This window comes from Achromobacter sp. SLBN-14 (assembly GCF_006715415.1).
Lineage (GTDB): Bacteria > Pseudomonadota > Gammaproteobacteria > Burkholderiales > Burkholderiaceae_B > Achromobacter > Achromobacter mucicolens.
Map to the genome: position 1 here is coordinate 2436703 of NZ_VFNE01000001.1, position 12502 is coordinate 2449204.

At 61.6% G+C, this 12502-nt stretch carries 11 protein-coding genes; 9 read left to right on the top strand and 2 right to left on the bottom strand.

Annotated elements, in window-relative coordinates; all coding sequences use genetic code 11:
* Positions 1-86 precede the first annotated feature (86 nt).
* Together FBY20_RS27845 and FBY20_RS11090 are read left to right on the top strand one after the other, a co-directional pair.
* Positions 87-845 carry a DUF6708 domain-containing protein gene (locus FBY20_RS27845; RefSeq protein WP_175235697.1) on the top strand — a complete coding sequence of 253 codons (759 nt, stop codon included), beginning with the start codon at positions 87-89 and terminating at the stop codon, positions 843-845.
* Between the two features lie 16 nt (positions 846-861).
* Complete coding sequence (locus FBY20_RS11090) at positions 862-1335, top strand: GNAT family N-acetyltransferase (protein WP_142052143.1); 474 nt, start codon at positions 862-864, stop codon at positions 1333-1335.
* A gap of 57 nt (positions 1336-1392) precedes the next feature.
* On the opposite strand, the gene FBY20_RS11095 is transcribed toward FBY20_RS11090, so the two are convergent.
* Positions 1393-2772, bottom strand: coding sequence for a ClcB-like voltage-gated chloride channel protein (locus FBY20_RS11095; RefSeq protein ID WP_142052146.1), 1380 nt, complete (start codon positions 2770-2772; stop codon positions 1393-1395).
* 489 nt (positions 2773-3261) lie between these two features.
* On the opposite strand from FBY20_RS11095, the gene FBY20_RS11100 reads away from it, so the two are divergent.
* From FBY20_RS11100 to FBY20_RS11120, 5 genes are all read left to right on the top strand, one after another.
* Positions 3262-3939, top strand: coding sequence for a response regulator (locus tag FBY20_RS11100; protein ID WP_056320607.1), 678 nt, complete (start codon positions 3262-3264; stop codon positions 3937-3939).
* Positions 3929-5413, top strand: a complete 1485-nt coding sequence (locus FBY20_RS11105) for a sensor histidine kinase (protein WP_370458335.1) — start codon at positions 3929-3931, stop codon at positions 5411-5413. Before FBY20_RS11100 ends, FBY20_RS11105 begins: the two co-directional genes overlap by 11 nt.
* A gap of 118 nt (positions 5414-5531) precedes the next feature.
* Complete coding sequence (locus FBY20_RS11110; protein ID WP_142052149.1) at positions 5532-6530, top strand: tripartite tricarboxylate transporter substrate binding protein; 999 nt, start codon at positions 5532-5534, stop codon at positions 6528-6530.
* 115 nt (positions 6531-6645) lie between these two features.
* Positions 6646-7083: a tripartite tricarboxylate transporter TctB family protein gene (locus tag FBY20_RS11115; RefSeq protein ID WP_056320598.1), complete on the top strand. Its 438-nt coding sequence runs from the start codon at positions 6646-6648 to the stop codon at positions 7081-7083.
* The gene (locus FBY20_RS11120; protein WP_128829665.1) at positions 7080-8606 is read left to right on the top strand and encodes a tripartite tricarboxylate transporter permease; all 1527 of its coding nucleotides are present in this window, start codon (positions 7080-7082) and stop codon (positions 8604-8606) included. The genes FBY20_RS11115 and FBY20_RS11120 overlap by 4 nt, the downstream gene beginning before the upstream one ends.
* A 152-nt stretch (positions 8607-8758) precedes the next feature.
* Here FBY20_RS11120 and FBY20_RS11125 read toward each other — a convergent pair whose 3' ends face one another.
* Positions 8759-9925: a pyridoxal phosphate-dependent aminotransferase gene (locus tag FBY20_RS11125; protein WP_142052152.1), complete on the bottom strand. Its 1167-nt coding sequence runs from the start codon at positions 9923-9925 to the stop codon at positions 8759-8761.
* A 115-nt stretch (positions 9926-10040) separates the two neighbouring features.
* Here FBY20_RS11125 and FBY20_RS11130 point away from each other — a divergent pair, with 115 nt between their 5' ends.
* Both FBY20_RS11130 and FBY20_RS11135 read left to right on the top strand, forming a co-directional pair.
* A complete protein-coding gene (locus tag FBY20_RS11130) occupies positions 10041-11063 on the top strand; it encodes an AbrB family transcriptional regulator (protein WP_142052155.1) in 1023 nt (340 codons plus the stop codon).
* Between the two features lie 233 nt (positions 11064-11296).
* Positions 11297-11503: a cold-shock protein gene (locus tag FBY20_RS11135; RefSeq protein WP_056320589.1), complete on the top strand. Its 207-nt coding sequence runs from the start codon at positions 11297-11299 to the stop codon at positions 11501-11503.
* Positions 11504-12502 lie beyond the last annotated feature (999 nt).

Here is a 12502-nt window from a genome sequence, read left to right on the forward strand (position 1 = left end):
CGTGCACCGGCTGGCAACGCGATCTGCCAGGCCCCAACGACGCTCTCAATGAACCCCCGATGTTGCTCTGGCGGTCTCCGACTCACATGGATGAAACATATGTCGAATTCGCTCGGAATACCTCAAGTATCCGCGGTGCTTTATTTTTCCTATTACTGCTAGTCGCATGGACAGATGTCAGTCTTGTAGTGTTTGCCGCACAGGACATCTATGCGACAAGTACGGCAGCTGCCGGAGTTACCTTTGAGCTTGCAGGAATCTTCCTACTACACATTGGCACACTCGCGATCGGAATCTGGACGGCATTTGTTCTTTATCGTGCCGAGGTCTGCCCACCGCGAGATCTCCCGCTCCGCTTCAATCGCCTACGTCGCAAGGTCTACGTTTATGGCTTCCATTCAGTCTGGTGGAATCCCTTCGAGCGCGGGTACGTGACGACAGCGAGTTATGACTGGGACGATCTGCGCGCAGAGAAATGGAAAGTCCGTGGCGCGACGCCAGGCGGAGGGCTCATCATCAAGGAAGGCGTCTCCATCGCGGTGGTGGAACCGGGCACCAACAACGTCGTGACGCGCTTTCACTTAAACACCGACGCTGCCAACACCTCCAACTTCTGGGCGTATGTGTGCGCCTATATGCAGAACGGCATCAACGGCCTCGACCCCGATCACGCCGAACCGCGTGACGCCAACGACGTCGCTCCCTACAACATCGCCTTGCGCCTGGCTCCCAAAGTCCAGTGGCCTGCGGATATGGATCTTGAATCTCGAACGGCACCGGACGTGGACTCCGTGCTAGATTCGACCGGTCAGACTGCATCTATCGCTTTTGCATCGGAAAAATGACCGGAGGCGCGTCGTAATGAATACGAATCCCACCCCCTTTCGTATCCGCGCCGCGACGCCGGCCGATGTCGCCCGCATCGAGCACATCGTCCACGAGGCTTACTCCCCCTACATCGCACGCAACGGCGCCACGCCCGGCCCCATGCTGGACGACTATCCGGCGCGCGTCGCGCAAGGCGTGGTTCATGTGCTGGAATCGGACGCTGGCATCGAAGGCCTCATCGTGCTGATTCCAGAACCCGACGACGGCTGCATGCTGCTGGACAACATCGCCGTGTCGCCAACCGCGCAAGGAAAAGGGCACGGCCGGACACTGCTGCAATGGGCCGAAGACGCCACGCGCCGCGCCGGCTTTTCACGGATCCGGCTTTACACGCAGGAAGCGATGACTGAGAACATCGCCATCTACACGCGGCGCGGCTATGCGGAAACGCACCGCGCCACGGAGATCGGACTGAACCGCGTTTTCATGCAAAAACCCCTTATATAAGGGGCTTTTGCAGCGCTCTTTGCCGCATAAGAACAGACAAGCCGAATATATGAGCTTTTACTCGTAATTTATCGGTCTACCCTTTTTTGCCATCAGGTGAGCCGAAATTCGGTTGTTCGCCAGCGATTTCGCATAGACGGACGCCGGCCGGATGCGCTGCGCAATCACGTATCCCGTCATGCACGCCAGCATCAGCGGCAACATGACTTCATAGCTCAGCGTCATCTCGAAGATCATCAAGATCGACATCAGCGGCGCATGCGTGGTGGCCGCCAACAGCGCCCCCATTCCCACGACTGCATAACTGGACACGGCCGACAGGCTGCCGGCTGGAAACAGGCCCTGCAGCGCAGTCCCGTACAGCGCGCCCAGCGCCGCCCCCACAAACAAGGTCGGCGTGAACACGCCGCCCAAGGCGCCGGACCCGACGCTCGCCGCCGTGGCCAGCGTCTTGAGCAACAGCAAGGCGGCCACCGCCTGCCATGCCCAATCCGTATGCAGCATGCTGTTCACCACGCTGTAGCCGTTACCCCACACCGCGGGATCGATCACGGACAGGCCGCCGACAACCAGCCCGCCTGCCGCCATCCTGGCCCAGATCGGAAACGGCAACCGGCGAAACGCCGAGCGGGACAAGTCCAGGAATCGCAGGAATTGGGGCGCGGCCAGGCCGGCGATGAGGCCAAGTCCCAGGTAATTGATCACTTCCCAGCCCGACACGAACTCGAAATGCGGCATCTGAAAGACCGCGTCGTAGTGCAGCACCTGCCGCGTCACGATGTTGGCGACAACGGAAGCGACGGCCAGGGGCACCAGCGTCGCCGTTGAAATCACGCCGTACACGATTTCGGAAATGAACACCGCGCCCGCGATCGGCGCGTTGTACGCCGCGGTGATGCCTGCGGTGGCGCCGCAGGCCACCAGCAGCCGGAGATGGCGGGGCGGCAGCACCAGATAGCGGCCCGTCAACGAGGCGCACATTGCCGCCAGTTGCACCATCGGCCCCTCGCGGCCGATGGATGCGCCGGAACCGATCGAAAAAATGGAGGACAGGCTGCGCGCGACCGTCTGGCGAAAGCCGATGACGCCACGTCCGATGGAAATGGCTTCCATATAGTCGGCGGCCCCGCGCCGGGGCAGCCATCGGGTGGCCGCCTGCAGGATCAGGCCGGCGATCGCGCCCCCGGCCGCTGGCATCAGAAACCGCTGCCAGGGATCCAGTCCCCGCGCCAGCGACACCATGCCATGGGGAACCTCGCCGCCTCCCACCAACAATTGCATCCAGCCCAGCAGTTCGCGAAACACCACCGTTGACAGCGCACCCAGGGCGCCAACCAACGCGGCCGCACACAACGTCAAGGCCAGATTTTCCGCCAAAAGTCCGCGTCTCAACCGTCTGGCCCAGGCCGGTCGACGCAGTTTCAAGTCGCTATCCATGGCCGGATTCTACGGCGGATTCTGCTCACTTTTTGTTCAGTTCACCGTCAGCGGTCCGTACGCGTCTCCCCTCGAATCCCCGATTCCGAACGTCGCTTAGCAGCCCGTTTTGAGGCGCTGCAAGGGCAAAAATCAGGGTAGGCGAAGGGCGGTTTTCCGGGGTAAAAGGGCCCTTTTCAGGGCCCGGTTGCCAGATGAGGCCTGTGGATAACTCCTAAGTAGCGCTGTTGTGCACATGTTGTGGAGGCAAGTTGAACAAGCAGGGGTTTCGGACGAGGTCCAAAATCTTGTCCAACTTCAGCTTTTTTCCCACACAGAGTTCTTGCACAGGCAAAAACGGACGCAAGGCAATGAAAGCAAAGAGGTTTTCAAGGTTAAGGTAGTTATCCACAGCCCTTATTAATCATTAGTCTTTATATAAAGAAAAAAAAAGGAAAAGCCAAACATGCTTTCCCATTCCGCCCATCCACCGCCCCCCGGACTGCGTCCATGCGTATCCTCTTGATCGAAGATGAAGCTGAACTTGCCCGCTGGCTGTCCAGAAGCCTGGCCAGACATGCCGGCTTCGTCGTGGAATGGGCTGATGACGGACTGGTCGCCGAAAGAAGGCTGGCCATGGAAGATTTCGATGCGGTCATCCTGGATCTGGGACTTCCTGGCATGGATGGCCATGCTTTGCTGGCGAAGATTCGCGCGCGGGACGACCGTACGCCGGTGCTGGTCTTGACCGCGCGCGATTCCTTGGCCGAGCGGATCGGAACACTTCACGAGGGAGCGGACGATTTCCTGCCGAAACCCTTTGTCGTGGAAGAGTTGGAGGCGCGCCTGATTGCCTTGATTCGCCGCAGCCGCGGCCGCGAACATCCCCGCCTGACGCTGGGAAACCTGGTTTTTGAAACTTCCGCGCAAAAATTCACCGTGAGCGGACAGCCTTTGCAGTTATCCCCACGTGAACACGCGGTACTGCGGGTGTTGATCCAGAAAAGCGGTGAACCCATCAACAAACAGCAGATCCTTGACCGCATCCTCACCGACGATGCGGACGTCAACCTGGAAGCCATCGAGGTTCTGGTTCACCGGTTGCGCAAGAAATTGGCGGATACCGGTGTGCAAATCGTGACCATGCGCGGCATGGGGTATTGCCTGGAGAACCTTGTTGACAACTAGAAGTCCGCAAAACGGCGTTGATTTTTCAGCAAAAAAAAGCGCACGGACCCTCAAGACGCAACTGCTCTGGTGGCTGATTCCGACGCTGGTGTTCGTGATGATGGGCGCGCTCTGGCTGTCCAACCACCAGTTGCGCAACCAGGTCGACATTGCCTATGACCGGTCTCTTGCCGGCGCGCTGCGCGCGATCGACCACAACATATCCACAACCAGCGGTGGATTAGCCATGGAGCAGCCCTACCTGATGCTTGAATTTTTCGAGCTGACGGCCAATGGCAGCGTGTTCTACCGGGTGGCGACCGAAGACGGGCTGGCCGAAATCGGGCATCCCGGGCTGCCCCTGCCGGACCAGCCCCTCGTGTCGGGCGAGCCGCGGTTTTTTTATGCAACCTACCAGGGGCAGCCCGTCCGGGTGGCGGCGCTGGCGCGGCCCATGGATCCGCCGCTGTACGCCAACCAGGGCGGGCGGGTCATCGTGCAGGTCGCAGAGGGCCTGGAAAGCCGCCAGGCGTTCCTTCACAAGGTTTTGGTGCGCTCGGTGGAGCGGGACCTTGCCGTGATCCTCATCAGCGTCCTGGTGATCGTTTTGGGCGTTTTCATGGCCTTGCGTCCCCTGGAGCGTCTGCGTCAGGAAGTCAAAGGCCGGTCTGCAGACGATTTAAGCCCCGTCAGCGCGTCCGAGATGCCGGGTGAGGTCCTACCCCTGGTGGCGGCCATAAATCTCCACATGGCCCGTTTTGCGGCCTTGGGGAGGGTGCAGGCGCAGTTCCTGGACGACGCATCGCACCAGTTGCGCACGCCTTTGTCGGTTTTGCGGACCCAGATGGCCTATGCCCTGCGCGAAACAGACCCCCAGGAGGTCCGTACAGCCCTTCTGGCGATGCAAGAGGGGTTGGACAGGGCCGTACGCACCACCAACCAGATGCTCGCCCTGGCGCGCGCTAAAGACGCCTCGCTGGCCGAAGGCGGTTCGGCGCCCGAACAGGTGGACCTGGTTGAGCTAGCGGACGCGGTGATCCGTACCCAATTACCCAATGCCCGCGCCCGGCAACTGGACATCGGGCTGGAAGCCGACCGCAGGCCTGTCGTCGTCAGCGGGGCCGAGTGGCTGTTGCGCGAGGCGGTCAGCAACCTGGTGGACAACGCCATCCGGTATGCGGCCGCGGGCGGCGTGGTCACGGTCCGGATCGACGCGGACGCCAGCCAGGCCCGCCTTGCCGTGGAAGACGACGGTCCCGGCATGTCGGACGAGGACATTGCCCGGGCCTGCGTGCGGTTCCGGCGGGGCGCGGCGGGCAAGAACACCTCCGGCGCGGGCCTGGGCCTGGCGATCGTGGGCACGATTGCCGAAATCCTGGGGGCGCGTCTCGTGCTGGAGAACCGGAATGGGCAGCCGGGATTGCGGGCGGCGTTGGTGTTTTCCCTGGAAACGGGCCCGGATGCTGCGCCGCGTCACGAAATCGGCCGGAATTGAAAGGTTATGGAAAGGTTCGATTTTGTACGGTGGCGTCCACTGGAGCCGTGGGATGCGATCGACCGCCGCCGCGCCGCTGCCAGCAATACCTAGACCTATAAATCCTGGAGACGCAAGAATGCAGACGAGTCTGAAGCTGCGCATCGCAGCCCTGGCGGCGCTTGGCGCCATTACCCTGTCCCTCGGCGCGGCGCATGCCGCCGACGAGCCCCGCCGTCCGGAATGCATCGCCCCGGCACAGCCCGGCGGCGGCTTCGACCTGACGTGCCGCCTGGCCACCGAAGGCCTGAAGCAGAGCGGCGCGCTCAAGAACACGATGCGCATCGTCTACATGCCCGGGGGCATCGGCGCGGTGGCGTACAACAACATCGTCGCCCAGCATCCGAACGAGCCGGGCACCATCGTCGCGTTCTCCGGCGGCTCGCTGCTCAATCTGGCGCAGGGCAAGTTCGGCAAGTACAACGTCAACGACGTGCGCTGGCTGGCCGCGATCGGCACCGACTACGGCGTGGCCGTGGTCCGCAACGACTCGCCGTACACCGACCTGAAGGGCCTGATGGAAGCCTTCAAGCAGGATCCGACCAAGATCGTGCTGGGCGCGGGCGGCACCGTCGGCAGCCAGGACTGGATGAAGGCGGCGCTGACCGCCAAGGCGGCGGGCGTGGACTTCAAGAAGATGCGTTTTGTCGCGTTCGAAGGCGGCGGCGAAGCCGTGACGGCGCTGCGCGGCGGTCATATCCAGGCCTACATGGGCGACGCCGCCGAAGCCTTCACCATGCTTGAGGGCGGCGCCCCCATCCGCGTGCTGGCCGTCTTCAACGACCAGCGCCTGCCGGGCAAGCTGGGTTCGGTGCCCACCGCCAAGGAACAGGGCTACGACATCGTCTGGCCCATCATTCGCGGCTTCTATGTCGGTCCCAAGGTGTCCGACAGCGACTACCAGTTCTGGGTCGACGCATTCAACAAGACCACGGCCGCGCCCGAGTTCGAGAAGCTGCGCCAGCAGCAGGGTCTGTTCCCCTTCAACAAGACCGGCCCCGAACTGGACGCCTACGTGAAGAACCAGGTCAAGCAGTACGGCGAGCTCGCCGACACCTTCGGCCTGATCAAAAAGTAAGCCAGCCGCCAGGCTGATTCCCGACCGCGCCCGCACGGGAAATCCCTGCCGCCTGCCTTGGGCAGCGGCAGGATCCGCTGCGCCGCGCCATCCGACCTGAACGGAAACCTGGACCATGAATGATCGAATCCTGGGCATTGCCGCCCTGGCGCTGGCCGTCTTCATGACGGCTGCCGGCTGGAGCATCGAGGCGCCCTTCGCCTACGAACCCGTCGGCCCGCGCGCCTTTCCTCTGCTTGTGGCGCTGATCATCGGCCTGTGCGGGTTGCGCCTCGTCTACAAGGGCGGCCATGCGGTCGAGCACAATTCCGCCGGGGCCAACGGACGCATCGCGCTGATGGTCGTGTTCGCGACCGCCTATGCCTTTCTCTTCCAGTGGCTGGGCTTCGTGATAGCCACCTCGCTCATGACGATCTTCGTGGGACGCCTCTTTGGCGGCAGCTGGATCAAGTGCGCGATCGGCGGCGTGGTGATGAGTCTTTTCTTTTTCGTGCTGTTCGACAAGGTGCTGGACGTCGTCCTGCCCGGCGGACTGCTGGAGAACCTGATATGAGCGGCATTCTCGATCATCTGTCGATAGGCTTTGGCGTCGCCTTTTCCCTCACGAACCTGCTGGTCGCGGCTATCGGCTCCTTCATCGGAACCATGGTGGGCGTGCTGCCAGGGCTGGGGCCGGTCAACGGCGTGGCCATGCTGATCCCCATCGCCTTCGCGATGAATCTACCGCCCGAAACGGCGCTGATCCTGCTTGCCGCCGTGTATGTGGGCGCCGAGTATGGCGGCCGTATCACGGCGATCCTGCTGAACGTGCCGGGCGAAGCCAGCGCCATCATGACGACGCTGGACGGCTACCCGCTGGCGCGGCAGGGTTTGGCCAACGTGGCGTTGACGCTTTCCGCGTGGTCGGCTTTCTTTGGGGCGATCGTGTCGGTAGTGGGCATCATCCTGCTTGCGCCGATGCTGGCGAAATGGGCGCTCGCGTTTGGCCCCGCCGAATACTTCGTGCTGATGATTTTTGCGTTCTGCTGCCTGACCAGCCTGCTTGGCAAGCAACCGGTCAAGGGCGTGCTGGCCGCGATGATCGGCCTGTCCATTTCGGTGGTGGGCGTGGACGCGAACTCGGGCGTGTATCGCTATACCTTCGAGTCCGTCCACTTGGCCGACGGCATCGATTTCGTCGTGGTGGTGATTGCGCTGTTCGCGGTCAGCGAGATGCTGGAAATGCTTGAAAAGGTAGTGGCCGGCCACAGCGTCGAGGTCAAGCCCAGCGGGCGCAAGCTGTTCAATCTGAAAGAGATGGCATTCACGTGGTGGAGCGTCGTGCGCAGCGCGCTGGTCGGCTTCGGCGTGGGCGTGCTGCCTGGCGCTGGCGCCAGCGTGGCCGCGGCCGTCGCCTATTCGCAGGAAAAGCGCATCATCGAGGCCAAGGATCCCGATGCCAAATTCGGCAAGGGCGACATGCGCGGCCTGGTCGCGCCGGAAGCGGCCGCGACGTCCTCGGCCATCGGCTCGTTCGTGCCGATGCTGACGCTGGGCGTGCCCGGCTCTGGCACTACCGCCGTGATGATGGGGGCGCTGACGCTCTACAACATCACGCCGGGTCCGGTGCTGTTCGACACCAAGCCTGAATTGGTGTGGGGCCTGATCGCCTCGCTGTTCGTGGCGAACGTATTGCTTTTCGTGATGAACGTGCCGCTGGTCCGCTTGTTCTCCAAAGTGCTGTCGGTGCCGGGTTGGCTGATGGTGCCGGGCATTCTGTGCATCAGCTACATCGGCGTGTATGCGATCAACGCCGGCACGTTCGATCTGCTGCTGGTGGCGGGCATCGGCACGCTTGGGTACTTCCTGCGTAAGTTCGGCGTGCCGATGGCGCCGCTGGTGCTGGGCGTCGTGCTGGGCAACATGATGGAGCAGAACCTGCGCCGCGCCTTGTCGATGACGGATGGCGACGTGGGTGTGCTGTTCGCCAGCCCGGTCTCCATTGCGTTGTGGACGGGCGCGGCTGCGGTCGTGATCGTGCCGCAGGTCCTGCGTCGTGTGCGGGCCGCAAGAAAGGTTGCCGCTGGGCCGGTCTGATGGCGCGGTGATGCGCCCCTGACGGTGCGCACACCGGCTCAAATCCAGGCCGGCAAACGTTGAGGGGCGCCTTTCGGCGCCCCTTTTTTTCAGGCGTGCCGCACAAGGTGGCACGCCCGTTCATATATGAGCTTTTGCTCATATATTGAATGTCAGACCTGCTTCAGGCGCTCCAGCGCCGCATCCAGCGTCGTGTCCTTCTTGGCAAAGCAGAAGCGCACGATCCGATGATTGGATTCGGGCGCGTCGGGTTGGCGGTAGAACGCCGACACGGGAATCACGGTCACGCCATGATCGACGGTCAGGTCGCGCGCGAAGTCCGCTTCGTTCTGCTTCGAGATCTGGCTGTAGTCAGCCAGCAGGAAGAACGTGCCGGGGCTGGGCAGCGGCCGGAAGCGCGTCTTGGCCAGGCCTTGCGAAAGGCGGTCGCGCTTGGCCTGGTAGAACGCCGGCAGATCGAGGTAGGGCTTGGGATCGCGCATGAACTCGGCCAGCGCAAACTGCATGGGCGAGGGCACGGTGAACACCATGAACTGATGCACCTTGCGCAGTTCGGCGCTCAGGTGCCGCGGCGCGCAGCAATAACCGATCTTCCATCCGGTGGTGTGGTACGTCTTGCCAAACGAAGAGATCACGAACGCATGTTCGGCAAGCAGCGGGCGCCGCGCCACGCTGGCATGCGGCTTGCCGTCGAACACAATATGTTCGTAGACCTCGTCCGACACCAGCAGTACACCCGTGTCGCGGACGATGGCTTCCAGCGCATCCAGGTCGCTGTCGTCCAGCACCGCACCCGTGGGATTATGCGGAAAGTTAAGCATCAACAGACGGGTCTTGGACGTGATGGCGTCGCGCACGCGCTGCCAGTCGATGCGGTAGTACGGATCGGCTTCGGTGGGCGCGCGCAACGGCACGGGAACCGCGGTGCCTCCAGCCAGGCGAATCGCCGGCAGGTACGAGTCATAACAAGGTTCGATCACCACCACTTCGTCGCCGCTGCCCACCGCCGCCAGCACCGTGGCCATCAGCGCTTCGGTTGCGCCGCTGGTCACGGTGATCTCGGTTTCGGGATCATAGGCATGGCCATACAGTTCCCGCGTCTTGGCCGCGATGGCCTCGCGCAGGGGCGCGACGCCGGGCATGTACGGGTACTGGTTGTGCCCGTCGGCCATTGCCTTGGTGACAAGCGCGCAGAGCGCGGGATCCGGATCGAAGTCAGGAAAGCCCTGGCCCAGGTTGATGGCCTTGTGCTCGATGGCCAGGCGGCTCATCACGGTGAAGATGGTGGTGCCGACGTCGGGGAGTTTGGAGCGGATCATGTTGGACGCGAAGTAAACACGGGTAGCCGAGGAAATTTCTCGTAAGTATCCCACTAACTCATAATTCCATTTTCAAGAGTTTTCCAATGCGGACGGGATTGTGGTTCAGAACAGGATGGCCCGAGTGCTGGCCGGATTTTGTATTGCGCTGATCGGCGCGTTGTTGGCGGTGTGGGCGCACATGCCGCTGCCGTGGATGTTGGGCGCGCTGCTATTGACCGCGGCCACCCGAATTGCCGGATTGCGAACGGCGTGCCCGAGGCCAGCTCGCAATGCGGGCCAGTGGGTCATCGGCGCCTCGCTGGGGCTGTACTTCACGCCGCAGGTCATCGGACATATCGGCAGCAACGCCGGCCCCATCATTGCCGGCATGTTGTTTGCGCTGGCGCTCGCATTTCTGGGCACCGCGATTCTGCGTCGTTATACCGATGTGGACTTCAAGACCGCGTGGTTTTCATCGGCCATCGGCGGTGCAAGCGAAATGGCCAACCTGGCCGAACGCCACGGCGCGAGGATCGATCGCGTGGCCACCGCGCACAGCGTGCGCGTCCTGCTGGTGGTGGTCGCCGTGCCTTTCATCTTTCAGTGGTGGGGCGTGGCGGGGCTGGATCCGACCGTGCCGGGGCCGCGCGATGTGCATACGGTGGGGCTTGCAGCGCTGGTGGCGCTGACTATCGTGGGTGGCGCTGCCTTCACGAAATTTCGGCTGCCCAATCCCTGGGTGCTGGGGCCCATGCTTGTTGCCATGATTCTCACCGCCTCGAACATAGAGCTATCCGCGTTGCCGGACTTTGTGCCCAAGGCGGGGCAACTCCTTATCGGCTGGTCGCTGGGCGATCGTTATCGCCCCGACTTCTTTCGTGCCGCACCGCGATTCATGTTGGCGGTGGCGGGCTTCACGATCCTTGCGCTGGCGCTTGCATTTGGCGTGGGCGCCTTGCTTTCGCTATGGTCCGCCGCACCAATTCCGACGCTGATTCTGGGTACGACACCCGGCGGTATCGCAGAGATGGCCATCACCGCCAAAGTGCTGCAATTGGGCGTTCCGGTGGTGACGGCTTTTCACGTCACGCGCATGGTTTTCGTGGTGATCGTGACCGGTCCCATTTACGCGATTCTGGCGCGTCGGCAAGGCTAATTCCGCCAGGCGGTATTGCCGTTCCAGTGAAAAAAAAGCGACATTGGGGTAAACAACTATATGACTCGGTAATGCCGGATGAGTATGCTGATTCCGCAGTTGATTCAAGCAGCGCGCGGACTCGGTCTGCCGCTCTGGCGACAAGCGGGAACACTGGTTTTGCACCGATCGTTCAGTTCGCACGGCGTCCTTGATTCATTGCATTTCGATTTAATTACAGGACGCTAGAGAAAATGGCTCAGAAGGGCAAAGTCAAGTGGTTCAACGCTGACAAGGGTTTCGGTTTCATCACGCCGGACGTGGGCGGCACCGATGTGTTCGCACACTTTTCCGCCATCCAGGGTCGCGGCTATCGCAGCCTGAACGAAGGCCAGGAAGTCGAATACGAAGTTAAGGATGGTCCGAAAGGACCTCAAGCGGCCGACATTCGCCCGCTCTAAATCGGGAAATCCCAATTTCCCGTCCGCCAGGCCCGGCCTGGCTACAACGCCCCAAGACCTCCCGGTCTGGGGCGTTGTTTCATTTGGCCTTCCGTTTTGCGGCGCCTGGCAGTCTGGTCCTGCCCATTAAAAACACGCAGTGTTAGTGGTCACTAACATATTCTCGACCACTGGATAACTCTGTGGATAATTATTTCCGGTGCCGTTGATTTTGATGCTCAGTAATGAAGCATTCGGGTCAGGGTCAATCCGGTTTTGCACAGATATCTGCATCAATCACGGCGACCCGATTGGGTTTCCCGTGAATAATCATTCTGCCTGCGTCCGAGCGCTGCAGAGAGGGTTTAATCCGCGTTCTCATAGGGAAACTCGGGGATTTGCGCATTATTTTCCGCTGGCCTGCCGGCTCTTTCTTGCGCTGACGGGCGCGCTTTTCGGGTTGTAGTTGGCGCGTCGGGGCCTGAATCCTATCTGTTGTTCACAAAGATATCCCCATCCCGGTTATGCACAGAATTACGCCTTCTGGAGTCCAAATTGGCGGTCTGCGCCTGTGGATAGAAGTGGGGATATCGCCGAAAGGGTTAGGGTCCGGGAATGGAAATTGCGTAGTTATCCCGATGCCTGGCGTGCGCAAGACGAGATTCATCAAGCGGTTGGCGCGCCACGTTGCATCGCTGATTCGAGAGGGTCAGACAAGAGCCGGGCACTGGATTATCCCAACGATGCCTGCGCGCACTAGTCGCGTGGAGAATTGCTCACAGAACTTCTTCCGCCGACTTTTCCACAGCGTTTCACATGAAGTGTTGTCGTCTCGGCCATATGGATGATGGCGCGGGCGGCAGAGACCGAGCAAGATGATTGTCGGGTCAATGAAGATCGATGCCCTGGGCATGTGGGTTTTCAGCGAATTTCTGGGGTGGGGATAATTTTGTGAATAACGTGCCCCCCAGTAATCTGCGCGGCGAGTTTGCTCAAGGTGGCCGGCAGCAATATGCCGAT

Excerpts from the sequence above, each read along its gene's own strand:
- FBY20_RS11100 (WP_056320607.1), top strand. The coding sequence starts at position 3,262 with ATGCGTATCCTCTTGATCGAAGATGAAGCTGAACTTGCCCGCTGGCTG.
- FBY20_RS11090 (WP_142052143.1), top strand. The coding sequence starts at position 862 with ATGAATACGAATCCCACCCCCTTTCGTATCCGCGCCGCGACGCCGGCC.
- FBY20_RS11125 (WP_142052152.1), bottom strand. The coding sequence starts at position 9,925 with ATGATCCGCTCCAAACTCCCCGACGTCGGCACCACCATCTTCACCGTG.
- FBY20_RS27845 (WP_175235697.1), top strand. The coding sequence starts at position 87 with ATGGATGAAACATATGTCGAATTCGCTCGGAATACCTCAAGTATCCGC.
- FBY20_RS11115 (WP_056320598.1), top strand. The coding sequence starts at position 6,646 with ATGAATGATCGAATCCTGGGCATTGCCGCCCTGGCGCTGGCCGTCTTC.
- FBY20_RS11130 (WP_142052155.1), top strand. The coding sequence starts at position 10,041 with ATGGCCCGAGTGCTGGCCGGATTTTGTATTGCGCTGATCGGCGCGTTG.
- FBY20_RS11095 (WP_142052146.1), bottom strand. The coding sequence starts at position 2,772 with ATGGATAGCGACTTGAAACTGCGTCGACCGGCCTGGGCCAGACGGTTG.
- FBY20_RS11120 (WP_128829665.1), top strand. The coding sequence starts at position 7,080 with ATGAGCGGCATTCTCGATCATCTGTCGATAGGCTTTGGCGTCGCCTTT.
- FBY20_RS11135 (WP_056320589.1), top strand. The coding sequence starts at position 11,297 with ATGGCTCAGAAGGGCAAAGTCAAGTGGTTCAACGCTGACAAGGGTTTC.
- FBY20_RS11110 (WP_142052149.1), top strand. The coding sequence starts at position 5,532 with ATGCAGACGAGTCTGAAGCTGCGCATCGCAGCCCTGGCGGCGCTTGGC.